This is a genomic window from Sphingopyxis sp. J-6, from assembly GCF_046603995.1.
Lineage (GTDB): Bacteria > Pseudomonadota > Alphaproteobacteria > Sphingomonadales > Sphingomonadaceae > Sphingopyxis.
In genome coordinates this window covers 4,146,813-4,170,590 of sequence record NZ_CP145810.1, presented here as the reverse complement: position 1 = coordinate 4,170,590, position 23,778 = coordinate 4,146,813, and the positions used below count along the sequence as shown (strand labels likewise).

Here is a 23,778-nt window from a genome sequence, read left to right as displayed (position 1 = left end):
ATGCTTTTCGGATGCTTTCACGCGTGTTCCGGGCCCCGTTTCGCGCGTCGGCTTGGCACATCTGTGCGGTCCGGTCGATAGGCCATTGCTGGCACGCTGCGTTAAGGGACCAACCCCAAATCATCGGGCTGTGGTCGTTATGGGATTCTCGTGGCCATGATGATCGATGCGTCCAGATCGAAACGGGCCAGATATTTTCGCAGGCGGTCGGCGTCATTTGTCGACTTCCGAAGCTCGCGGGAAGCCGCGAACAATTTCCGTCCAGCCGCCGACAGGCTGCCGCTGCGACGGCATATCTCCACCGCAAAGGCGAGCTGTACACGGTCAAAGGGATCGATCCGGGCGAGCGCCTCTTCGGATAACAGGGTGCCGAGAAGATCGGTATCGTCTTTGGCGCCCGTCCAGAGCGAGCGGAGGCGCGATAGTTCGACGTCAACGATGTCGGTGTCGATGCGCCCGGTCGGCGTGAGCGTCGCCATTCGCGTGATGCTTGCGGCGAGATCGCGGAAATTCCCGCGCCACAACGCGGCCGGATCTTCCGCGAAGCGCAGGTAGCGGTCGCGTGCTTCCTTGTTGAAGGTCACGCGCATCCCCTCGCGTTCGGCGAAACGTTCGAGTTCGAAATCGAGATTGGGAGCGATATCCTCGCGCCGCTGCGCCAGCCCCGGCAAGCTGAACGTCCAGAGATTCAGACGCGCAAACAGGTCCTCGCGAAACCGCCCGGCCGCCACTTCGCCGACCAGATCGCGATTGGTGCCGGCAATGAGCTGGAAATCGCTCGCCGCCTCCCTGTCGGCGCCGACGGGAAGGAAGCATCCTTCCTCCACCGCACGCAGGATCATTGCCTGCTCATCGAGACCGAGTTCGCCGATCTCGTCGAGGAAGAGAAGGCCCTTGTCGGCGGTCTTCAGAAGGCCGGGACGATCCTGCACCGCGCCCGTAAACGCCCCTTTGCGATGGCCGAACAGCGCCGACATCGCACTGTCGCCCTTCAGCGTCGCGCAGTTCACCTCGACGAAAGCGCCGCCGGTCCGGTGTCGCAGCTTTTTGAGTTCATAGATTTTGCGCGCAAGCTGGCTCTTGCCTGCACCCGTCGGTCCCATCAACAGGATCGGCGCACGGCTGCGCACCGCGACATGCTCGATCTCGTCGATCATGCGGTTGAAAGCGGCGTTTCGCGTTTCGATCCCGTTCTTCAGGAAGCTGGCGCTCTCCGCACTCGCCTCGGCAAAGCGTGTCGCGATGCTGTCGTAACGCGAGAGGTCGAGATCGATGACGCCCCACGTCCCGACCGGCTGCGGCGCGCCGCGCTGCGGTTGGGTCTGGAGTAGCCTGCCCGGCAGGTAGCGTGCCTCGGTCAGCAGGAACAGGCAGATCTGCGCGACGTGCGTGCCTGTCGTGATATGGATCAGATAATCCTGCGCATCGGGATCGAAGGGGAAATCGCGCGCGAAGTCGAGCAGCTTGCCATAGACCTCCTCGAAATCCCACGCGTCGTCGAAGTCGAGGAGGTGCGGCACGACCTCGGTTTCCGGCGATACATCGCGGATGTCGTCGGCGACGAACTCGGCCAGGCGGCGATGATAGCTGCCGTGGATGAGGATGAAGCGGTCGATGCGCAGGTCTTCCTGCATGCATATGCTCACCGTCGGCCGCCACTTGTTCCAGCGCGAGGGGCCGAACTTGGCTGCGTCGAGCGTCGACCCGAGAAATCCGATGACAGTGAGTGGTTTCATGCCATGTCTTATACAGAAATATAAAGAACGATACTAGAGTATCGGATTATGCCCAGCGATCACCGGCGAGACATACGTCAGCAGAAAATAAATTTCTCCAATAACAATGGTATAGAGAAAAATCGCACGGAAATTGTCATTTGGCACAGCTCCTGCAACACATTCGGTGTCGGGGTTCACGTCCCCCGATGCAGTGGAGCGATGGGGTGGCCGGAATCGGCCGGCCACCCCCGAAGCCCGAAACGGGACGTGAAGATTTTCGGCAAGGCTCGCCTCCCGGCAAAGCTTGCTCCAGAAGGAAAGCGAGGAGGTCCGCGATGACCCAGACGACCTTTGAAGTGATGAATGTCGAGGGCGGACGCCCGGTCAAGATGTGGACGCGCGGCGTTCCCGTCGAGGATATGGCGCGCGCGCAGCTGACCAAGGCGGCGAAAATGCCGTTCGTGTTCAAGCATGTCGCCGCGATGCCCGACGTCCATGTCGGCATCGGCGCGACCGTCGGATCGGTGATCCCGACCAGGGGCGCGGTGATCCCGGCCGCCGTCGGCGTCGACATCGGCTGCGGCATGATGGCCGCGCGCACGACGCTGATGGCGCACGATCTGCCCGATAATCTGGAGGGCATCCGCAGCGCGATCGAGGCGGCGGTGCCGCACGGACGTTCGGTTGGCCGTTCCAAGCGCGACAGCGGCTCGTGGGGCGACCCGCCGGCCGCGATCGTCGACGCCTGGGCGACGCTCGCCGAACGCTTCGGACGCATCGTCGCCAAGCATCCGCGGCTGAAGAACACCAACAACCTGACGCATCTGGGGACGCTCGGAACGGGCAACCATTTCATCGAGCTGTGCCTCGACCAGGAAGCGCGGGTTTGGGTGATGCTGCATTCGGGATCGCGCGGTGTCGGCAATGCGATCGGCACCTACTTCATCGAACTGGCGAAGCAGGACATGCGCAAGTGGTTCATCAACCTGCCCGACGTAGATCTGGCCTATTTCCCGGAGGGGACCGACCATTTCGACGATTATGTCGAGGCGGTGGGCTGGGCACAGGACTTTGCGGCGCTGAACCGGCGCATGATGATGGCGAACGTCATCGCGGCGCTGCGGCTCCAGATCGCCAAGCCCTTCGAGGCCGAGGCCGAAGCGGTGAACTGCCATCACAATTATGTGACGCGCGAGAATCACTTCGGCGAGAATGTGCTCGTCACCCGCAAGGGGGCGGTGCGTGCGGCGAAGGGGACGATGGGGATCATCCCGGGTTCGATGGGCGCGAAATCGTTCATCGTGCGCGGGCTGGGCAACGCCGAAAGCTTCGATAGCTGCAGCCATGGCGCCGGCCGCGTCATGAGCCGCACCGCGGCGAAAAAGCTCGTCACCCTCGACGAGCATATCGCCGACACCGCGGGCGTCGAATGCCGCAAGGACGAAGGCGTCATCGACGAGACGCCGAAAGCCTACAAGCCGATCGAGGCGGTGATGGCGGCGCAGGCCGACCTCGTCGAGATCGTCCATACGCTGAAGCAGGTGGTGTGCGTGAAGGGGTGATCCCCTTCACGCCGCCGCCATCGGGGAAAAATCATGTCATTGTCCGTATCCACCGCGATCGATCCCATCGTTCGGCAAGAGATTGACCATCGTCTCGGCAGGCTGGCGAGCGAAGAGGACGTGCGCCTGCTGCTCGCGATCGAATCGGGGTCGCGCGCGTGGGGCTTCCCGTCGCCCGACAGCGATTATGACGTGCGCTTCCTTTATGTCCGGCCGCGCCGCGACTATCTGGCGCTGAGCCCGGTGCGCGACGTCATCGAGCGGCCGATCGTCGACGAGATCGATCTCAACGGCTGGGACATCCGCAAGGCACTGGGGCTGATGCTCAAGAATAATTCGGTGCTGTCCGAATGGGTCGGATCGCCGATCCGGTATCGCGACCCCGACCCAGTCATCGCGCGCATGGCCGAACTCAAGGACCGCCATTTCGACCCGAACGGGTTCGCGCTGCATTATGCAAAGCTCGGCAGGACCGCGATCGCGCGCTGGCTGAGCGATCCCGGCGAAGTCGCGGTGAAGCGCTATTTCTATGTGCTGCGCCCGGCCCTCGCGATCCGCGTGCTGCGGCGCGACCCGTCGCGCCGGCCGCCGATGCAATTGCAGCAATTGATGGCCGAGGCGGCATTGACGCCGTCGGCTGCCGAGGAGATCGAGCGGTTGGTGACGCTCAAGGCGAGCACGCGCGAAGCGGGTCTGATCGCACGCGTGCCCGAGATCGAGGCGCTGATCGCGGATGAGCTGGCGCGCGCCGGTGAGGTCCCGGCGCGTCCGCCGAGCGAGGCCTTTGCAGCCGAAGCGAACGACCTGTTTCTGGATTTGGTAGAAGAGAAATGATCATCATCGACGGATCGGAAGGCGAAGGCGGGGGGCAGGTGCTGCGCTATGCGTGCGCGTTGTCGTTGCTGACCGGTCAGCCCTTCACGATCCAGAATATCCGCGGCGGACGCGAGAAGCCGGGGCTCATGCGCCAGCATGTGACCGCGATCGAGGCGGCATGCGTGATCGGCGGCGCCGAATGCTCCGGCCTCGCCGTCGGATCGAACAGCATATCCTTCCGTCCCGGACGCGTGACGCCGGGCGACTATCATTTCGCGGTCGGTACCGCGGGCAGCACCGGGCTCGTCCTCCAGACGGTGCTCGTGCCGCTGATGACGGCCGATGCCCCGTCGCGTCTCGTCATCGAGGGCGGGACGCACGCGATGGCGGCGCCGCCGTTCGAGTTTCTGGAGCGTACGCTGCTGCCGGTGATAAACCGCATGGGACCGACCGTGTCGGCACGCCTCGTCCGCCATGGCTTTTTCCCGCGCGGCGGCGGCCGGATCGAGATCGATATCGCGCCGGCGCCGCTGCGGAGGATCGAATGTGTCGATCGCGGCCGCGCCGTGTCGGTGCAGGCAACCGCGATCGTCGCAGGCATCCCGTTCGACATCGCCGAGCGCGAACTGAAAAGCGCGCAGAAAATCCTCTCCGGCTGGCCGGCGGAGGCGTTCGTGACGCGTCAGCTTCCGGCCGATCAGGGACCCGGCAACGCGCTGCTGCTCGAGGCTTGCTTCGACAATGTAACGGAACTGGTGTCGGGGTTCGGGAAGCTTGGCGTTCCCGCGGAGCGGCTGGCGGCGACGGCCGCGCGGCGCATGGCGGGTTATCTTGCGTCAGACGCCTTTGCCGGTCCCTATCTGCAGGATCAGCTTCTCCTGCCGATGGCCATCGCGCGCGGCGGGAGGTTTACGACGGTCAAGCTCAGCGAGCATAGCAACACCGCTGCTGCGCTCATCGAGCGGTTTACCGGCAGTCGTTTCCATATCTCCGCCGGCGACAATGGAAATCTCGTCGAACTGATCGTCTGACCTCTCCGGTTGGCGGACGCCGGCTTTTGGGACCAAGCGCCCAAAGCCGGCATACTGCACACGACCGATCAGCCGTTACGGCCTTCGGACCGCCTCCGCACCGCGTCGAAGTCGTGGCGGACGAGCAATTCGCCGTTCCGCCACACCGGCACCAGCAGGTCCGCGCCCGCCGCGACGCTGTCGAGCCTCGCCGCCGCCATTCGGCCGTCCTGCATGACGACGGCCTGCCGTCCGGCCTTGCTCGCTTTGCCGGGATCGGTGCTCGGCATCTTGAAGACATCGTGCCACACCCCGTCGCTACCCAGCATCGCGTTCGCTTTCATCGCGAAGCGGAGCGTGTCGCGATTGACGTGCTGGAGCATTCCGCCGCCCATGCCGAAGGCGATATTGTCGATCGCGAAACCTTCCTCGATCATCCGCGCGACGAGCCGGCCGATGCTGTCCACCGTCATCCCGTCGCCCTGGATCACACGGACATGCGGGTCGAGGACGCGATAGCCCTTGCCGTTCACATGGCCGCCGAACTTTTCCCACAGCATCTTCACCGTGCGCAGCGGCGTTTCGATCGGGTCGCCGCTGTCGGGCCGCACGACCAGCGTGCCCTGCCGTTCCAGCACTTTCTCGCGCAGGCTGCCGCCCCAGATGTCGGCGACCGCAGCGTCGAGATCATAGCTGTCGGAGACGACGGCGACGATCCGCCCTTCGCCCTCGAACCGGTCGAGCATGTTGCGATAGGCGTCTTCCTCGCGCTCGCGGCCCCAGCTCGTCATCGTGCTGTGCTCGGCGGCGGGAATGGAAAAACCCGCCATGTCGGCACCATAGTAACGCCGCGCCGCGACGAGCGCCTCCATCGTGTCGGTGCCCTGGAAATTGACGAGATGCGCGAGTCCGCCGAGCCCCGCGCTTTCGGCGGAAGATACGCCGCGCGCGCCGAAATCGTGGAGCTTGAAGGGGAGCTGGCCCTCGACATCGTCGGACGTCTCCTCCAGCCCGGCGCGGATCACCCGCTTGCACTTCCAGCTCAGCGTCGCGACCGTCGTCGGATACCAGATTGCGCGCAGCATCGCCGTCTCGATGAAGGTCGTCAGCCAGGGCATGCGGGGGTCGGTGTTTTCGAGCTGGACCATGGGCACCCCGGCAGGAACGATCGTTCCTTCGGGCAGCGCCTTGATCTCGAGTGGCAGATAGCCGCCATGGTCGGCGACGATCGCCTCCCACCCCGCGCGGTTGAACGGCACGCCGTGCGCGACGCAAATCGTCTCGGCCTCGTCGATATCCGCCGCGGCGATCGGCTGGCTGAAATAGTCGACCAGCAAAGGCTGCAGCCCGAGGAAGACGATCTCGTCAGAGAAGGGATTCGGCCGCGCTTCGACATAGGCGCTGATGATGCGCGCCTCGGGCGGATATTGCAGGAAGTGACTCTGCTTGTAGCTGTCGGTCGCCAGGATCAGGTTCTTCATGATGTGAACTCCTCACATTCGCTTGTATCGGCAGGACTCCCCTGCCGCGGGGTTACAGGTCGGCCATCTCTTCGATGATCGACCAATGGTCTTCGAAGAACATTTCAGCGCTGAGGTCGCCGAGGCGGTACCAGCGCGCCTGCGCGGCATCGTCGCCGCCTTTCACCGCGAACAGCTTCCGCCGCTCGGGCAGCCGGAACAGATAGGCGTGCGTAATGACGCGGCCGCGCAGGCTGCGGTTCGGCGCATCGAACACCCGCGTGCGATGATCCTCGATGAAGCTCGCGAGCATCGCGGGCGGGATCTGCCCCTTGCCGTCGCTGATCCCCGTTTCCTCGCGCAGCTCGCGGATCGCCGCGTCGCGGATGCGCTCACCCGCGTCGATGAAACCGCCGGGCAGCGCCAGCAGTCCCTTGCCGGGCAGCCGGCCCCGCTCGACGAGCAAGATGTGCCCCGACTGGACGACGACCGCGTCGGCGGTCACGAACGGACCCTTGCCCCATTGCGCCGGATAGTCGGCAAGATACTCGCTCTCTTCGAGCAGCGTGCGGAACGTCTCGCCCAGTTTGAATTTGTCGAGCCAGGCCGCGACCTCGGCGGTCAGAATCGACGCGGGCACTTCGGGAATGCGCTGGAAATAGCGCCGCCGCACGTCGGTCGAGCTGAAGGTGCCGTACTGGCTGTCGATCTGAATATTGTCCCACTCGGGAAACAGGCGAAGATAGTAGGAAGACGCATCCTTGCCGTAACCCGTCAGCGCGACCTTGAAGTCGGTGAGGCCGTGGCTGCCGAACCCGTGGCCGTTGCCGACGTCGAGGATGATGCGGTTCACCCGCCGCTGCACCTCGGTCACCCACGCGGTGTCGGAATAGAGATGATCGTCGAGCGGTTCGACGATCAGCCGCTCCTCGGCCATTTCGTGGCGAAAGGCGGCGCGCAGCATCGCGGCACGCTCGTCGAAGGTGAAGGGGTTGCGCGGATCGCGCGCGACATTCGCCGAGCCGACCAGGACGATCAGGTGGCCGACCTGTTCGAGCGCCTGGCGGATGACATGCTCATGCCCGATATGCAGCGGTTGAAAGCGCCCGATAAAGACGCCGAAATCGGCTTTGGCCATCGTTCGAGACTCCCTCGATCCATTTCCGTTCCCGGGCTCCCCGGAAACCGCACAGCCCGATTCGAAGCTGGCGCCGTACTTATATGCATTTGACATATATCTAGTCAAGATATAAGTTGCGAGCATGATCGAAGCATATGATCCGGCTGCTTTTCCGCCGCTTGGCGTCACGGTCGATCTCGTCCTGATGACGATCCGCGACAGCCGTTTGGCGGTCCTGCTGCAGCATCGCGACGAGGAACCGTACAAGGGCAAGTGGGCGCTTCCCGGCGGTTTCGTCCGCGAGGACGAAGGTTTCGACGCCGCGGCGCAGCGCATCCTCGCGGACAAGGCGGGGCTGCCGGGCGCCTGGCTCGAACAGCTCTACAGCTTCGGCGATCCGGGGCGCGATCCGCGGATGCGCATCGTCACCATCGCCTATTTCGCGCTGCTGCCGGTCGGCGACCTTGCCGCTGCCCTGTCCGGTCGTGACGATCTCATACTGGCGCCGCTCGACGCTCTGCCCGTCCTCGCCTTCGATCACGCCGGCATCGTCGATCATGCCGCCGAACGCCTGCGCGGCAAGCTCGACTATGCGCCTGTCGCCTTCGCTCTCCTTCCCCCGCGCTTCACACTGCGCGCGCTGCAGGACGTGCATGAAGCGATCCTCGGGATCCGGCTCAACAAACCTGCCTTTCGCCGGCGGATGCTCGACAAGGGCTGGATCGAGGGGACCGGCGAGAAGGAGACCGGCGGCGCCTTCCGCCCCGCCGAACTTTTCGGGGTAAATCCCGATCTGGCCGGTTTCGGAACGGGCCCATCATGAGGGGACCGGCAGGAGCGTGGGGATAGCGCCGAATAAATTGCCCTCACCACAGGCGACCTCCGACAATCTGATTGCTGGCACCGCGCCAGCTTGCTAGAGGGCCCAGCCTGCGCACCCGTAGCTCAGCTGGATAGAGCGCTGCCCTCCGAAGGCAGAGGCCAGGGGTTCGAATCCCTTCGGGTGCGCCATTTCTCCTTATATTTAAAGAACTTGAATGGCTCCCCATGGCGGGATCGGGAGCCTGGTTTCTGCCTTCCCCGAGTTGATCGCAGCACCTGTCTGAGGCGACATGACGCGCTGCCGGTGAAGCCGGATATGTCTCGAACGCTGTGTTTGCTAGTCTTGCGATGAAGCTGTGCGCCAAGTTTCGCGACCGGCTACATGATTGACGATTCCCCCGGCGGAGGATCTGATCTTCGCAAATCCGATGCCGCTGGAGCGCTTGCGTTGCGGTTAGAGAATATCGAAGACGTGCAGAACCAGCCACAGAAGCGACAGCGCGCCCAACGAAATCAGAATCCATCCCTCTTTTCGTTTCATCGATTGCCCCAAATGCCTGCTTTGCCAGCAATAGAAGCCGTTACGGACACGCACGTCCATTGACTGACCGGCCTAAGACGAAATGCCTATCCTGTTCTTCTTGACGTGAGAAGCGTGCGATGCTGGATTCTCCCCCGGGGGCACGATGTGCGCATATTGATTATCGAGGATAATGCCCGGATCGGTGCATTGACTGCGGAGGGCCTCCAGGCGGCCGGTTTCGTTTGCGACATCGCGGAAAATCTGACCGACGCGGCCGAGTTTCTTGCCACGACGCCTTACGACATTCTGGTCCTGGATCTTTCGATGCCCGACGGGGATGGGCTACCGTGGCTCGCTGCGCAGCGGGCCGGCGGCATGGTGACGCCGGTGATCATGTTGACGGCGCGTTCGGCGCTTGGCGATCGGGTGAAGGGGCTCGATGCGGGTGCAGACGACTATCTGATCAAGCCTTTCGCCGTCGAAGAGCTGGTCGCGCGCATTCGTGCACTGCTGCGCCGGCCCGGCGTGCGCTCGAATACGGTGATGAAGATTGGCCCGGTCGAATTCGATACGGTGAAGCGCGCCGGATATTGCAAGGGGGCTCCGCTTCTCCTCAGTCTTCGCGAGGCCGCGCTTCTTGAACTGATGATGATCAAAGCCGGGAACGTCGTGACCCGCGATCAGATCGAAATGTCGCTCTATTCGCTTGAGGATCCGGTCACCCCGAACGCGATCGAGGTGCTTGTTTCGCGGTTACGAAGGAAGATGGCGCGCGCCGGGGCGCGGGATCAACTGATAACCCTGCGCGGCGTCGGCTATCTGATGATGGAGCAGCGCGGCCGATGAACGAAAGCCGTTCGATCCTTGCCGGGCTTCGCGTCGGTTTTGCATGGATGGCGGTGATCGGCAGCATTTTGCTCGCGATCTTTCTGGTTGTCGATTTCGAGCTTCTGCAGGCGGATATCCGGGATGATTACGGACATATCGGCATTGTGCATGAAGTAATCGATCATGTGATTTTCCCGATCATCGTCTTGCTCGTCCCCTTGATCCTTACCACGATCTGGTTGATGGATCGGGCGCTTGCGCCGCTGCACGACGCCGCCGAGCGTATTCATCAGGCGACCGGCAAGGAGCGGGGATTTCGGGTGGAGACGTCCGATCTGCCAAGCGAGGCGCTACCTTTTGTCGAAGCGGTGAATGCGCTGCTGGCGAGGTTGGACGATGCCGCTCAGCGCCAGGAAGGATTTGCCGCGGATGTGGCCCATGAACTGAAAACGCCGCTCGCCGTCGTGATGCTCGAACTCGAACGGCTCCACAATCCGGGTGCGGATCGCATAATTGCCGATCTTGCGGCGATGAACCGTCTGGTCGAACAATTGCTCGTGCTGGCTCAACTCGATGCCTATGCTGCTGCTCCCCAGCCTTTTTGCTCGGTCGATTTGAGCAAGCCGGCTCTTGAAGCGATCAAGCTGGTTGCCGTCGCGGCGACGCAGAACAAGGTTCGTCTGGCTTATCGCGATGATCGCGGCGCGCCTGTCGCCGGACGGATCGAAGCGATAACCGCGGCGATCCGCAATTTGCTGGAAAATGCGATACGCGTTACTCCGCCCGGCGGCGAGGTTGTCATCGTGAGTGGCCCGGGTCCCAGAATACGGGTGGTCGATGGCGGCCCTGGCATCGACGCCCTTGCGCTTTTGAAGTTGTCGGACCGGTTCCGCCGCGGCGAAAACGCGAGCCATGGGGGGGCCGGGCTGGGGCTGTCGATCGTTCGCAGGATTGTCGAAGTGCATGGTGGCATTTTGTCGACACATCCGGACGAACCATCGATCGAGCTTGATTTCAGAAGAAATAACAAATAGTTAATTTGACATTGATGTTGTCAGTATTCGGTCAGGATTCGGCGCTATGGTGAAAGTTTGAATGATTCGGTGGGGCCGGAGCATTCCGTCGGAATAGCGCGGAGTAAAAGGAAACAGAAGGCTATCCGACTTTTCGCAACGGGTCGCACCGTTTGTGATTTTGTGGGGATGCGCCTTGACCATTATATCGGCCGCTCTAGTCCTTGATCGACAGCTCCTTTGCCGAGCCGGCCTTGCTGCGATCGTTCAACACCGTTTTCCCTGCTGCGACGTCGAGTTATCGGCGGATCTCGATCACGCCCGGGCGTGGATCGGCGCCCGGTCTCGGCCGGTCTTGTTGATCGTCGATGGCGATATCGATTTGGGCAGGCCCGATGTTGGCGGCATCCGGGGACTTCGCAGCCGTTATCCCCTGTTATCCCTCGCCGTAATGGATTGGCGTCGCGATCAGCGGGTGGCACTTCGGGCGATCGGCGAGGGAGCTATCGGCTATATCCCCAAGGATCTTGAGCAAGACGAAATGCTGCAGGCGTTCGACCTTGTGATGTCTGGCCAGGTCTATATTCCTTCCGACGTGGGCGATTTCGAACAGGATATCGTGCCGGGAGAGGCTGAAGAGGGTTCTTTGAACGCCCTGACCGGGCGTCAGCGCGAAGTCCTGACACATATGTCGATGGGTAAATCGAACAAGGAAATCGGGCGTTCGCTGCGAATTTCTGAAAGTACGGTCAAGGTCCATGTCGCTGCGGCTTTCCGCCAACTGGGTGTCCACAATCGCGTCGGCGCGGTGGCCATGCTCCAGCGGCGCAGCGCCTGACACGGCGCAAGTCCGATGAATCCACAAGGGGCTTTGGCCGCCAGCTAGTGGACCGGAGCGCATCGAAACGCGCCTTTGGGTGATAGAATTTCGGCGATTCATAACTCCTTCCATGAAGGAAGGAAGCGTCTGACATGCTCCTAGATAATTTAGGTGATAAGATAATACGTAAGACTCATAGAGTCTCATTTTGGGCTAATACTTAAAGCCCAATCGACTCTTTTTCTCTGAAATGTTTAGATTTTATTAAGTCCGGCGATTCGGGTTATTGTGACCCGTGACGCAGGATGGCTGGCGGGGGGCCGCACCCAGCTAAATGTTCAACCCAAAGATCCGCCCGATACGGCGGACGACTGCGATCGCCCATGGCAATCGCGGAACGAATGGAGATGCGACATGGTACAGCTGACCAAACACGACCTTGGCTTCATCCTCAACCAGATCAAGATCGCGGAGGCGCATGCCGCAGGCGGCGACCTTGCCGAACTGGTGGCCGGCTATAACGGCAACGACGGGTTTGCGCAGGCGCATCTCCTGCCTTACGGCCTGCGCACGGTCGACGGCAGCTATAACAACCTGTTGCCGGGCCGGGAGAATTGGGGCGCGTCGGACCAGTCGTTTCCGGGCATTTTTACGCCCCAGTATATGAATGACGCCGATGGCGACCGCTATGATTTCAACCCGCTGCCCGACGCCGAAACCCTGTATACGAACAACGATTATGCGAACGCCGGACCCCGCCCCGGTTCGCAACCCGGCCCGGGCAGCGGCACGGTTATCGATGCCGATCCACGTATCATTTCCAACCTGATCGTCGACCAGACGCTGAACAACCCGGCGGCGATTGCCGCGGCGTTGACCCATGCCGGGCTGTCGGGCGCAGCGCTGATGACCGCGCTCACCGAGATCGTCGCCGCGAGGGATGCGCTCGACGCTGCCATCGCCGCCGCCGACGGTGCCGAGGGAGCGATCGGTGGCCTCACCGCCGCCGTCGCGGCCGCGCAATCGGTGCTGGCCGATGCGCAGGCGGCGGACAGCGCGGCGGCAGCCCAGGCGGCGACAGACCAGGCTGCTTCCGAAGCTGCCGAGGAAGCCGTAGCGCCGGCGATGGAAGCGCGCGACGCGAGCCTCAGCGCCTATATTGCCTTCCTTTCCGATACGACGCCCAACGAAACGCAGGCGGCCGAGATCGCCGCCGCTTTCGAGGCCTATGGCGCGGCCGAGGCGGCTTATCAGCTGGCGCGCGACGCTGCCGATGCATCCGAGGCGACCGCTGCTGCCTCGGCTGCGGCGGCGACTGCAGCAGCAGCGGCGGCGGCGGCGGCGCAGACCGCGCTGGCCGATGCGCAGACCGCGCTAGCCGATGCGCAGGCGGCGGCCGGTGCCGCAACCGCGGCCGAAGCCGCGCTCGACGCGGTGCTCGTCGAGCATGGTGTGGAAATGGACGGCAACACCGTCTTCTTGCCCAACGTCTCGCCCGACGAAGGCCTGTCGTCGCCGTTCAACGGCTGGATGACCATCTTTGGCCAGTTTTTCGACCACGGGCTCGATTTGGTCGCCAAGGGCGGCAACGGTACGGTCTATGTGCCGTTGTCGCCCGATGATCCGCTCTATGTTCCGGGTGGCCAGAACTATATCGCGCTTACCCGCGTGACGGTGGACGCCGGGGCCGACGGCATCCTCGGCACCTCCGACGACGGCCCGGGGCCGAAGAATCTGACGACCCCCTGGGTCGACCAGAACCAGACCTATGGTTCCACCGCCTCGAAGCAGGTCTTCATGCGCGAATATATTCCGGGGCCCGACGGCAAGCCGGTGTCGAGCGGCCTGTTGCTGGAGGGCGGCAACGGGGGGCTCGCGACCTGGGCCGATATCAAGCAACAGGCGCGCGACGTGCTGGGGATCGAACTGACCGACCTCAACGTCGGCAATATCCCGCTGATCGCGACCGATCCCTATGGCAATTTCATTCCCGGCGCGAACGGCTATCCGCAACTCGTGGTCGGTATGGGCGGCGACGGCATGCTGGGTACGGCCGACGATATCCTGCGCGAGGGCAATCCGGCGGAGCCCGTCAGCGCGCAAGGGGTCGTGCTGACCGGCCATGCGTTCCTCGACGACATCGCGCATGCCGCCGCTCCTGTCGTCGCGGGTGGCGTGCTGCAGGCCGACACGGACTCGGCGCTCGGCTATGCGAACGCCGACGGATCGCCGGGTCCGCAAGGCCAGCGCGGTCCCACGGCTTATGACAATGAATTGCTCGACCGCCACTTCATCGCGGGCGATGGTCGCGCGAACGAGAATATCGCGCTGACTGCGGTCCACCAGGTGTTTCATGCCGAGCATAACCGTGTCGTCGAACACACCAAAGATGTGACGCTCGCATCGATGGATCGCGCCTTCATCGACGAATGGCTGTTGATCGACCTGACCGATGAACAATTCGCCACGCTGACGACCGGCGACGAGACGGCAATTGCGACGCTGTCGGAATCGCTGTCATGGGACGGCGAGCGTCTGTTCCAGGTCGGCCGCTTCACCAACGAGATGGAGTATCAGCATCTCGTGTTCGAAGAATTCGGCCGCATGATGCAGCCCGACATCGATGCCTTCGTGTTCGAGCCGTCGGCCGACATCAACCCCAACATTGCCGCCGAGTTCGCGCACGTCGTGTACCGCTTCGGCCACTCGATGCTGCGGCAGGACATCGCGGTCATCGAGATGGATGAGGACGGGAATCCCGTCCAGAACGACATCTCGTTGTTCGAGGGTTTCCTGAACCCCGTAATGTACGACTCGCTCGGCACGGCCGAGCAGGCGTCGGGCGCGATCATTCGTGGCATGAGCCGCCAGGCGGGCAGCGAGATCGACGAGTTCGTGACCGATGTGCTGCGCAACCAGCTTCTCGGTATCCCTCTCGATCTGGCGACGATCAACCTCGCCCGCGGCCGCGACGTCGGCATGCCGTCTCTGCAAACCGCACGCGAGCGTTTCTTCGACGCAACCGGCGATACGCTGCTGAAACCGTATGAAAGCTGGGCCGATTTCGCGCTCAACCTCAAGAACCCGGCGTCGGTCATCAACTTCATCGCGGCTTATGGCACACATGAATCGGTGCTCAACACCGCCGATAATCCGAAAACGGTCGAGCAACTCCGCGAAGCGGCGACGTTGCTCGTCCTCGGCGGCGACGGGGCGCCCGCGGACCGGCTCGACTTCCTCAATGCCGAGGGCGTCTATGCGAATGACGCGAAGCTAGGCGGTCTCAACGACATCGACTTCTGGATCGGCGGCCTCGCCGAAAAGAAGATGGCGTTCGGCGGCATGCTCGGTTCGACCTTCAGCTTCGTGTTCCAGATGACGATGGAAAATCTGCAGGACGCCGACCGCTTCTATTATCTGTCGCGTACGCAGGGTCTCAACCTCCTGAACGAGCTGGAGAACAACACCTTTGCCGAACTGGTAATGCGCAACACCGATCTGGGCGATGAAGGATCCACCGCGCTGCCGGGCAATCTCTTCTCGGCGTTCGAGATGCCGCAGCTGGAAATGGACATCAGCAAGCAATTGGGCGCCGATCCGGTGTCGGACGATCCGTTCCTCGGCGGCTTCTCCAGCCTCGTCGAGCGCATCGACGCGAATAACGACGGGGTCGCGGAATATATCCGCATCAACAGCAACGAGCATTTCGTCGTCGGCGGCACCGAGAATGACGATGTCATCGTCTCGGGCGGCGGCGACGATGCGATCTGGGGCAAGGGCGGCAACGACCGGATCGAGGCGGGTTACGGCGTCGACAAGGTGTTCGGCGGCGAGGGTGACGACATCATCACCAACGCCGGCACCGACATCGGCGAGGCCGACTTCCTGCACGGCAACGAAGGCAATGACGTCATCCACGGCGGATCGGGCCTGTCGCTGCTGTTCGGCAACCAGGGCAATGACTTCATCATCACCGGCCCCGACGGCAAGGAAGCCTTTGGCGGCACCGGCGACGATTTCATCCTCGGCGGTTCGGGCGGCGACTTCCTGCTCGGCAACGAAGGCAATGACTGGATCGAGGGCGGACAGCGTTTCGACACGCTGGCCGGCGAGAATTCGGAATTGTTCTTCAACTCGTCGATCATCGGCCACGACGTCCTCAACGGCGGCAGCGGCGACACCGACTATGACGCCGAATCCGGCGACGACATCATGTTCCAGAATAATGAGGGCATCCAGCGCTCGAACGGGCAGGCCGGCTTCGACTGGGGCATCCACAAGGGCGACACCACGGCCGCCAATTCGGACCTCGGCATCCCGATCTTCGAGACACAGGAAGCGTTCATCCTGCGCGATCGCTTCGATCTGGTCGAAGGCCTGTCGGGCTGGGATCTCGACGACACGCTGACCGGGCGCAGCCGCAACACCAACGCGCGCGGCGAGTTGCAGAACACCGCCGCGATCCCGGGTCCGGACTCGCCGCTCGACTCCTATTCCAACGACCTGCTGGCAAAGAATGTCGGCCTGATCGACGGGCTCGATGAGCTGGTCGCCCATCTCGGCGAGGGTATCCCGGTGACCAAAGTGGTCGATGGGCAAACCGTCGCGGTGCTGGACGAGAATGGCGTCCAGGAACGCGTGATATTCAGCACTGCGCAGGCTGGCGACATCCTGCTCGGCGGTGGCGGCAATGATGTGATCAAGGGCCTGGCCGGCAACGACATCATCGATGGCGACCGCTGGCTTAACGTTCGCATCCTCGTCACCCCGAAGGAGGGTGACAACTGGGCGGCGTTCAGTGTCGACAGCATGACCGAAATCGCGGCCCGCATGGTGTCCGGCGAAATCAACCCCGGCCAATTGTCGATCGTTCGCGAGATTATCGACGGCGACCTCGCGAACGCGAGCATCGACAAGGCCGTCTATACCGATGTGGTGACGAACTACACCTTCACGCGCAATGACGACGGCAGCATAACGGTCGACCACACCGGCTTTACCGATCCCGGAGACGGGGAGGACGAGAATGGTGAGGACATTCCGGAAGAGACGCTGCAGAATCGTCCGCTGTCGGATGGCACGGACCGGCTGTTCAACATCGAAGTGCTGCGCTTCTCCGACGGCAATGGCGGCACGGTCGAAATAGCTGTCGACGATCTGCCCTTCCCGAGCCCGGCCACGGGCGAGCCAGTGATCAGTGATTTGACGCCGACGGAGGGACAGCAGCTGACGCTGAACACGGCGGGGATTGGCGATGTGAACGGGCTGGGAGCGTTCAGCTACCAGTGGCAGCGGTCGGTGGACGGCGTGACGTGGATCAACATTGCCGGGGCGACGGGGTCGACGTTTACGCCGGACGATAATCCGGGGCAGGTCTTCGGCGACCAGGCGGGCCAGCAGTTGCGGGTGGCGGTGAGCTTCACCGACGGCAGCGGCGCGGCCGAGCAGGTGGTTTCGGCGGCGACCGGGCCGGTCGGGGTCAACTGGAGCGGCAATGGCGGCAACAACACGCTGAACGGCACGGCCGGCGACGATATCGGCGCCGGCGGCGACGGCGGCGACACGCTGAACGGCAATGGCGGGGCCGACCTTCTGAACGGCGGCGCGGCCAACGATACGCTGAACGGCGGCGCGGGCAACGACACGCTGGTCGGCGGGACCGGTGTCGACCTGATGACCGGCGGCGCCGGCAACGACAGCCATGACGGCGGCGGCAACAGCGACACCGCGATATTCGCCGGGGCGATCGGCAACTTCGGCTTCGAGACCGTCGGCACCTCGATCGTCGTCACCGACAATACGGGGGTCGAAGGGGTCGATACGCTCGCCAATGTCGAGGTGCTGCGTTTCAACGGCGTCAACTATGCCGTGACTGCCGGCACCGGCGGCAACAACAATAACCTCAACGGCGGGAACGGCATGGCGGGGTCGCAGGCGGTGTTCGGCTTTGGCGGCAACGATGTCGCCAACGGCGGCGCGGGCAACGACTTCATCCATACCGGCGACGGCGACGACCGGATAAACCAGACGGGAGGTACGGGTGGCCGCGACATCGTCAACGGCGGCAATGGCACCGATACCTATGTCCTGAACGGCGTGGCCGGGGCGGAGACCTTCCGCATCTATGCGCGGGCCGCGGCCGAAGCGGCGGGGATCACGGGGCTCAATGCCAACACCGAGATCGTCATCACCCGCAACGGTACGGGGAACGCCCAGGTGATCGCCGAACTCGACAATATCGAGGAGATCAACATCAACGCCCTCAACGTCTCTTCGCCGGGTGGTGTCGCCCCGGGCGGATCGGGCGCGAACGGCGGCGATACGATCCAGGTGATCGGCGACTTCAACCCCACCAGCCTCAACTTCAACACCATCACGGTGAACGGCGGGCAGGGGAGCGATACGGTCAATATCTCCGGCCTGACCTCCGCGCACCGGCTCGTGTTCAACTCGGGCGGCGGCAACGATCGAGTGGTCGGGGATCTGCGCCCGCAGGATGTGGTCGACCTCGGCAACGGCCGCGGCGACTTCGCGGGTCTCGCGGACCTCGGTGGATGGTTCAACCGCGGCCATCTGTTCGACCAGGTGCGGCTGCTCGAGACGCTGCGCGATCACGGGTTCGAACCGGAGTTCCGGCAGATCGACCTCGGGCATCTCGATCATCTGTTCGCGTAAAGAGCTTGGCGCCGGTCCCTCCCATGGCCCCCGGCCGGCGCCATTTTCCCGTTCGATAAGCGAGGGAGCATAAGATGCGCCTGTTCTGGATGCCGGTGCCGCCCGCGCTGACGAATGCCGTCCGGGCCTGCCGGGGCCACTTCATGCTCGCCGCCGCTTTCAGCGCGCTGATCAATATCCTCTACCTCGCGCCGACCATTTACATGATGCAGGTCTATGACCGGGTGGTCCCGACGAACGGCGTCCTGACCCTCGTCTTCATCACCCTCGTCGTCGGCGCCGCGATCGCGACCCTGTCGGCGCTCGACGCGGTCCGCGCCCGGCTGATGATGCGCGCTTCGCTGCGCCTCAACCGCCTGCTGTCGGGCGATATCCTCGACCGCCTGCTCGCGCGGAGCCGGGCGAAGCCCGGCGATCCCTCGACCCAGCAGGCGATGCGCGAGTTCGACACGCTGCGCCAGACGCTGGGCGGTCAGGCCGCGACGGCCCTGTTCGACGTGCCATGGACGCCGCTTTACCTGTTTGTCGCCTTTTTGATCCACCCGATGCTGGGGGGACTGGTGCTCGGGGCCGGCGCGATCCTCGTCGCGCTGGCGATCACCAACGAGAGGGGCAGCAAGGCCAAGGCGGAGCAAGCGCACCAGGCCAATGCGCGGGCCTATGAAGCGCACGAGGCGACGCTGCGCAAGGCCGAGGTGGTGCGGGCGCTCGGCATGCGCCGCGCGATGGTGGCGCGCCATATCCGGCAGCGGAGCGCCGGGCTCGATGCGAGCGCGGAGCTGCAGTTTTCGGGGAGCCGGTACAATTCGCTCGTCAAGTTCGTGCGCATGTTCATGCAGTCCTTCGCGCTGGGGGTCGGTGCCTGGCTCGCGATCCACGGCCAGATCTCGGTCGGGGCGATCATCGCCGCCTCGGTCCTGCTGAGCCGCGCGCTGCAACCGATCGAACAGCTCGTCGGCGCCTGGCCCAGCATCGTCCAGTCGCGTCAGGCGCTGCACACATTGGATCGTCTGTTCGCCAATGCGCCCTCCGAACCCGAAGCGCGCACGGGCTTGCCCGATCCCGCAGGCTTTGTGGAACTCGACCGGGTGGTGGTCCGCAATGCCGAGGGCAACGCCATCCTGCTCAAGAATGTGTCGCTGAAGCTGGCGCCGGGCGAAGTGCTCGGGGTCATCGGGCCGTCGGGCGCGGGCAAGACCACCCTGGCGCGCGTCGCCGCCGGCGCCCTGCCGCCCGACTTCGGCGAGATCCGCATCGACGATGCCAGCACCGCCGACTGGGATCCCGAAGCTCTCGCCCGGCATATCGGCTATCTGCCGCAGGATTGCGCGCTGCTGCCCGGAACGGTCAGCGAGAATATCTCGCGCTTTGCCGGCGCGCGCGGCGTCGAGCAGCCGGTCATCGATACCGAGGTCGTCAAGGCGGCACGCATGGCCGGCGTCCATGAACTGATCCTGCGCCTGCCCAATGGCTATGACACCTCTATCGAGGGCAGCGGACACCGGCTGTCGGCGGGCCAGGCACAGCGGGTCGCGCTCGCGCGCGCCCTCTATGGCAGCCCGCGCATCCTGATCCTCGACGAACCCAATTCGGCGCTCGACAGCGACGGCGAGGAAGCGCTGTCGCGGGCGATCGCGGCCGCGAAGATGCAGGGCGCCGCCATCATGATCGTCGCGCATCGCGCCGCCGTCCTCGCCAATGCCGAAAGGCTGGCGGTGCTGACCGGCGGCGAGATCGTCGGCGTCGGCCCGCGGGGCGAGATTCTCGCCGCGCTGCAGAAATCGGCGCCGCCGCCGAACGTCGTTCCGATCAACGAAGGGGTCCGGCCGTGAACGAACCATCGACATCGCCGGTCGCGGCACACGCGATGGACGACGATAGCAACGACCGGCCGCATCGCGAGTTGCGGCTCGGCGCCGCCATCGTCGCCTTGTTTTTCGTCGGTTTGCTCGGATGGGCGGCCGCCACGCCGCTCGATGCCGCGGCATCGGCACAAGGCTTTGTCGCCGTGTCGGGCAACCGCCAGGCGGTCCAGCACCGTGACGGCGGTGTCGTCACCGCACTGCATGTCGTCGAGGGGCAGTCGGTCACCAAAGGCGAACCGCTGCTCAAGATATCGGCCTCCGAACTGATCGCCACCGAACGCGGCATGACCGGCGAGGTCGTCGCGCTGCTGGCGCAGCGCGCGCGGCTGGTCGCCGAGCAGAACGGCTTGCCGCGGGTTGCCGAGCCCGCCGAGTTCGCCTCGTTGACGCCCGCCGACCGCCTGCTCGCCGCAGAAGCCCTGCGCGGCCAGCGCCGGTTGTTCGAGGCGCGGCGGGGCTCGCTGTACACCGAACGCGGCGTGCTCGGCCAACGGATGCGCCAGCATTCGGAGCAGATCAACGGCTACGCCCACCAGATGCGCTCGAACCAGGAACAGCAACGGCTGATCGGCGAAGAACTCGACGGGATGCGCACGCTGCTGCCCAAGGGCTTCGTCTCGATCAACCGGGTCCGCGCGATGGAACGCGACGCCGCCGCGCTCGACGGCAGCTATGGCGCCTATCGCGCCGACATCGCACGCTCGTCCGAGGCCATCGGGGAAGCGCGGATGCAGATCGTCGCTCTCGACAAGCAGATGATGGAAGAGGTCGCGACGCAGATGCGCGACGGGCAGATCCGCCTCGACGAACTGCAGCCCAAGCTGGTTGCGGTGCGCGAACAACTCGCGCGATCGACGGTCAGGGCCCCCGCCACCGGCCGCGTCGTCGGCCTCAAGATCTTCACGGTCGGCGGCGTCGTTACGCCGGGCGAGACGCTGATGGAAATCGTCCCGCAAGACCGCGCGCTGGTCATCGAAGGCAAGGCCCTGCCCACCGATGCCGACGATCTGGCGCCGGGAATGACCACCCAGATCCGCTTCACCGCGCTTCAGGAACGCAACCTGCCGATCCTCTTCGGCAAGATTTCAAAAGTGTCCGCCGACAGCTTCGAGGACGAACGAACCGGAATGCGCTTCTTCAACATCCAGCTCATCGTACCGCCCGGCGAACTCGCCAAACTCCGCCAGGTCCGCAAAGACGGCGGCCTCCGCGCCGGACTCCCCGTCGACATCATGATCCCGCTGCGCAAACGCACCGCTCTCGCCTATCTCCTCGAACCCCTCGGACAAACACTCTGGATGGCCGGCCGCGAAAACTAACGTCGTCGAATCGACATTCAGCCGCGGATTGCAGCGATCGTCGTGACGAACGGGCGACGCGCCAGCGACATCAGGATTGCCGCAACGATCCATCGCTGTTCTAACGGCAGAATGCGTCGATCTGCTCGTTGAGAGCGGCCGTGATTTGCGCGACGTGATCATCGTCGCCCGCGGTCCAGGCAACGACGCGCTGTCCCGAGCGGAAACCGGTCAGGCTGGCGATCATCATGACGGCGCGAACCCTGCTGTCCGTGGTCGACAGGCGACCTCCCGCCGCGCGCTCCAGAAGGGCCGCGGCGAGTTCGATGCCCGGCTGCCAGAGTTCGGCGTAGAGGATTTCGAACGCCGGCCCGGGGCTGGTCATTTCGCGCTGGACGAACATCGCGCGATCCTCGGCTCCCGCTTCGGACAAGAGGAAATGCGCGAGCGCCGCGAAGAGCTGTTTGAGATGCCCTGCCGCGTCTTCACGCGCCAATGGCCGCGACAATGCGCCGCCGGCCGCCTCTCCCACGGCGCCGATACCGCGCCGGAAAGAGGCGACGATTTCATGCGCGCAGGCGAGGTAGAGCCCTTCCTTGTTGCCGAAATAATAAGTGAGTCCGGGCAGGTTGGTACCGGCCGATTCGGCAATCTGGCGCGTCGTCACAGCCGCAAATCCCTTGCTGCCGAATGCAGCGAGCGCCGCGTGCAGAATGCGCACGCGCGTTTCCTCTCCCTTGCGATAGCCACCGTCGGTCGAACGTATGGGGGCAGTTTTCTGGGTATTTTTCCCGGTCGAGGGCGGCATTGCTGAACCTGCTTGAATTTATATCAAATGATACATATCATCCGGGAACCGAATGGAAGGACGAATCTCGATGAGCGAGCTTGCGACGGAAAGCCTCTGGGCAAAAGTGAAATCGCAGAAGGCCGTGAATCCCGCCATGTACGGCTCCTTCGATTTTACCGTCGTGCCGGAGCGTTTTGCCGACCAGCCGGGCGACGTCACCCAGCTTGGCGAGGGGACCGAGAAGCATCGTCAGGCCATCCTGTCGAATCGCGAGCGCGTCGAAGTGATCCGCGCCTATTCGATGATGGGCGACCTGGTCGCCGACGCCTATGCCGCGCTGATGCGCCAATATGGCTTTCGCGCGCTCGTCGAAATGCTCGTCCAGGCTTGCGACAGCGGCGTCGAAAGCGTGGCCGGAGCACCGCCCGAACTCGCTGCCTTTATCGCCGACATGGAGCGCAAGCCCGACTGGGTCGACATGGCACTGGTGGAGGAGGGCGCGCGGATAGACCGGAACTCGGCCGCCAATTTCGGGCCCTTCATCATTCGCGGCGCCTTCATTGCGACGTTCATGAACAAATATTCGGCGCTGCCGATGGCGATCACCAACACGCTGTCGAGCGAGACCGCCGGACGCCGGGTCAAGGAGACGGCCACCTTCTTCTCGACCTCGGTCCTTCCGGGCGCGCTGGAGCGGTTCGGGCCGGGGTTCAAGGCGGCCGCGATGGTGCGTCTGATGCATTCGATGGTGCGGGCGAACATCTTGCGGCGGCCCGGGGACTGGGACCAACGCGTCTACGGCTTCCCGATCCCGCAGGTCGACCAGATGCCCGCCGGACTGATCCCCATTTTCCTGCTGTCGTACAAGATGATTGCCGAGGGGCGCACCGAATTTACCCGCGAAGAGCGCGCGCGCGTCGAGCTTGCCCGCTATCGCTGCTTCCTGCTCGGCCTTCCCGAAGAACTGCTTGCCGATACCCCTCAGGGCATCGTCGATTTGATGTCGACCCGTGCCGCGACGCTGCGCCAGGACTATGACGACAATATTTGCGGCGAGCTTCTGCGCGCGACGATGGCCGCGGACCTCCGGGCGAGCGACAGCCCCGCCGAAACGGTGCATGCCTTCTTCGAGCGGGCGATGGCGAAGCTCTTCTTCCTGCGGAGCTTCATGGGCGGTGACCGGGCAAAGGCCGCAGCGATCGGCGTCGATATCGGCGTCGGCGACCTGATCGTGGCCGGCGCTGCGGGGGCGTTCGTGGCGGCCCGCATCGGGCTCTTTGCCCTGGCATCCCGCCTGCCGGGATTGCGCGATATCGCCGACCGGCGGCTGGTGGCCAAAATCGAAAAACAGCTTGCCGGTTATGGCAAGGCGCACTTCACGACAGATGCCACCCGCTATCGCTCAGGACAGGGGGCAGGCGACCTCGCCACCAACCATTCTCCAATGTAAGGGCCTCA

16 protein-coding genes and 1 tRNA gene are annotated in these 23,778 nt (G+C 63.9%); 12 read left to right on the top strand and 5 right to left on the bottom strand.

Annotated features, from left to right (window positions below; all coding sequences use genetic code 11):
- Window positions 1–137: 137 nt before the first annotated feature.
- Together rtcR and V6U71_RS19735 are read right to left on the bottom strand one after the other, a co-directional pair.
- On the bottom strand, window positions 138–1,736 hold the full coding sequence (gene rtcR / locus V6U71_RS19740) for an RNA repair transcriptional activator RtcR (RefSeq protein WP_411340025.1): 1,599 nt from the start codon (window positions 1,734–1,736) through the stop codon (window positions 138–140).
- Window positions 1,737–1,769: 33 nt separating this feature from the next.
- Window positions 1,770–1,916 (bottom strand): hypothetical protein, encoded by a 147-nt coding sequence (locus V6U71_RS19735; protein ID WP_411340024.1) that lies wholly within the window; start codon window positions 1,914–1,916, stop codon window positions 1,770–1,772.
- A 137-nt stretch (window positions 1,917–2,053) separates the two neighbouring features.
- Between V6U71_RS19735 and V6U71_RS19730 the strand changes: the two genes are divergently transcribed.
- From V6U71_RS19730 to rtcA, 3 genes are read left to right on the top strand one after another with little or no spacing between them, the layout of a single operon-like run.
- The gene (locus V6U71_RS19730; RefSeq protein ID WP_411340023.1) at window positions 2,054–3,280 is read left to right on the top strand and encodes an RtcB family protein; all 1,227 of its coding nucleotides are present in this window, start codon (window positions 2,054–2,056) and stop codon (window positions 3,278–3,280) included.
- 33 nt (window positions 3,281–3,313) lie between these two features.
- Window positions 3,314–4,114, top strand: coding sequence for a DNA polymerase beta superfamily protein (locus V6U71_RS19725; RefSeq protein WP_411340022.1), 801 nt, complete (start codon window positions 3,314–3,316; stop codon window positions 4,112–4,114).
- Entirely contained in the window at window positions 4,111–5,127 is a 1,017-nt protein-coding gene (gene rtcA / locus V6U71_RS19720) for an RNA 3'-terminal phosphate cyclase (RefSeq protein ID WP_411340021.1), read from the top strand. The genes V6U71_RS19725 and rtcA overlap by 4 nt, the downstream gene beginning before the upstream one ends.
- Before the next feature lie 68 nt (window positions 5,128–5,195).
- Here the strand turns inward: rtcA and V6U71_RS19715 are convergent, their stop codons facing one another.
- Together V6U71_RS19715 and V6U71_RS19710 are read right to left on the bottom strand one after the other, a co-directional pair.
- Window positions 5,196–6,587 carry a nicotinate phosphoribosyltransferase gene (locus V6U71_RS19715; RefSeq protein ID WP_411340020.1) on the bottom strand — a complete coding sequence of 464 codons (1,392 nt, stop codon included), beginning with the start codon at window positions 6,585–6,587 and terminating at the stop codon, window positions 5,196–5,198.
- Between the two features lie 52 nt (window positions 6,588–6,639).
- Window positions 6,640–7,704, bottom strand: a complete 1,065-nt coding sequence (locus V6U71_RS19710; protein ID WP_411340019.1) for a bifunctional nicotinamide-nucleotide adenylyltransferase/Nudix hydroxylase — start codon at window positions 7,702–7,704, stop codon at window positions 6,640–6,642.
- A 124-nt stretch (window positions 7,705–7,828) separates the two neighbouring features.
- Here V6U71_RS19710 and V6U71_RS19705 point away from each other — a divergent pair, with 124 nt between their 5' ends.
- The 8 genes from V6U71_RS19705 (at window position 7,829) to V6U71_RS19670 (ending at window position 21,551) form a co-directional block, all read left to right on the top strand.
- Window positions 7,829–8,509, top strand: a complete 681-nt coding sequence (locus tag V6U71_RS19705; protein WP_411340018.1) for an NUDIX hydrolase — start codon at window positions 7,829–7,831, stop codon at window positions 8,507–8,509.
- Window positions 8,510–8,620: 111 nt separating this feature from the next.
- Window positions 8,621–8,697: transfer RNA gene (locus V6U71_RS19700), tRNA-Arg, on the top strand.
- A gap of 499 nt (window positions 8,698–9,196) precedes the next feature.
- Window positions 9,197–9,877: a response regulator gene (locus tag V6U71_RS19695; protein WP_411342379.1), complete on the top strand. Its 681-nt coding sequence runs from the start codon at window positions 9,197–9,199 to the stop codon at window positions 9,875–9,877.
- Window positions 9,874–10,893, top strand: coding sequence for a sensor histidine kinase (locus tag V6U71_RS19690; protein WP_411340017.1), 1,020 nt, complete (start codon window positions 9,874–9,876; stop codon window positions 10,891–10,893). Before V6U71_RS19695 ends, V6U71_RS19690 begins: the two co-directional genes overlap by 4 nt.
- A gap of 175 nt (window positions 10,894–11,068) precedes the next feature.
- Window positions 11,069–11,710 (top strand): LuxR C-terminal-related transcriptional regulator, encoded by a 642-nt coding sequence (locus V6U71_RS19685; RefSeq protein WP_411340016.1) that lies wholly within the window; start codon window positions 11,069–11,071, stop codon window positions 11,708–11,710.
- A gap of 396 nt (window positions 11,711–12,106) precedes the next feature.
- Window positions 12,107–18,367: a peroxidase family protein gene (locus V6U71_RS19680; protein WP_411340015.1), complete on the top strand. Its 6,261-nt coding sequence runs from the start codon at window positions 12,107–12,109 to the stop codon at window positions 18,365–18,367.
- Window positions 18,368–18,441: 74 nt separating this feature from the next.
- The gene (locus tag V6U71_RS19675; RefSeq protein ID WP_411339074.1) at window positions 18,442–20,199 is read left to right on the top strand and encodes a type I secretion system permease/ATPase; all 1,758 of its coding nucleotides are present in this window, start codon (window positions 18,442–18,444) and stop codon (window positions 20,197–20,199) included.
- Window positions 20,196–21,551 carry an HlyD family type I secretion periplasmic adaptor subunit gene (locus V6U71_RS19670; protein ID WP_411339073.1) on the top strand — a complete coding sequence of 452 codons (1,356 nt, stop codon included), beginning with the start codon at window positions 20,196–20,198 and terminating at the stop codon, window positions 21,549–21,551. Before V6U71_RS19675 ends, V6U71_RS19670 begins: the two co-directional genes overlap by 4 nt.
- Window positions 21,552–21,651: 100 nt before the next feature.
- On the opposite strand, the gene V6U71_RS19665 is transcribed toward V6U71_RS19670, so the two are convergent.
- On the bottom strand, window positions 21,652–22,251 hold the full coding sequence (locus V6U71_RS19665) for a CerR family C-terminal domain-containing protein (protein WP_411340014.1): 600 nt from the start codon (window positions 22,249–22,251) through the stop codon (window positions 21,652–21,654).
- A gap of 157 nt (window positions 22,252–22,408) precedes the next feature.
- Here V6U71_RS19665 and V6U71_RS19660 point away from each other — a divergent pair, with 157 nt between their 5' ends.
- On the top strand, window positions 22,409–23,770 hold the full coding sequence (locus V6U71_RS19660; RefSeq protein WP_411340013.1) for an oxygenase MpaB family protein: 1,362 nt from the start codon (window positions 22,409–22,411) through the stop codon (window positions 23,768–23,770).
- The last annotated feature ends 8 nt before the right edge of the window (window positions 23,771–23,778 follow it).

Excerpts from the sequence above, each read along its gene's own strand:
- V6U71_RS19730 (WP_411340023.1), top strand. The coding sequence starts at position 2,054 with ATGACCCAGACGACCTTTGAAGTGATGAATGTCGAGGGCGGACGCCCG.
- V6U71_RS19705 (WP_411340018.1), top strand. The coding sequence starts at position 7,829 with ATGATCGAAGCATATGATCCGGCTGCTTTTCCGCCGCTTGGCGTCACG.
- V6U71_RS19710 (WP_411340019.1), bottom strand. The coding sequence starts at position 7,704 with ATGGCCAAAGCCGATTTCGGCGTCTTTATCGGGCGCTTTCAACCGCTG.
- V6U71_RS19680 (WP_411340015.1), top strand. The coding sequence starts at position 12,107 with ATGGTACAGCTGACCAAACACGACCTTGGCTTCATCCTCAACCAGATC.
- rtcR (WP_411340025.1), bottom strand. The coding sequence starts at position 1,736 with ATGAAACCACTCACTGTCATCGGATTTCTCGGGTCGACGCTCGACGCA.
- V6U71_RS19725 (WP_411340022.1), top strand. The coding sequence starts at position 3,314 with ATGTCATTGTCCGTATCCACCGCGATCGATCCCATCGTTCGGCAAGAG.
- V6U71_RS19715 (WP_411340020.1), bottom strand. The coding sequence starts at position 6,587 with ATGAAGAACCTGATCCTGGCGACCGACAGCTACAAGCAGAGTCACTTC.
- V6U71_RS19690 (WP_411340017.1), top strand. The coding sequence starts at position 9,874 with ATGAACGAAAGCCGTTCGATCCTTGCCGGGCTTCGCGTCGGTTTTGCA.
- V6U71_RS19660 (WP_411340013.1), top strand. The coding sequence starts at position 22,409 with ATGAGCGAGCTTGCGACGGAAAGCCTCTGGGCAAAAGTGAAATCGCAG.
- V6U71_RS19675 (WP_411339074.1), top strand. The coding sequence starts at position 18,442 with ATGCGCCTGTTCTGGATGCCGGTGCCGCCCGCGCTGACGAATGCCGTC.
- rtcA (WP_411340021.1), top strand. The coding sequence starts at position 4,111 with ATGATCATCATCGACGGATCGGAAGGCGAAGGCGGGGGGCAGGTGCTG.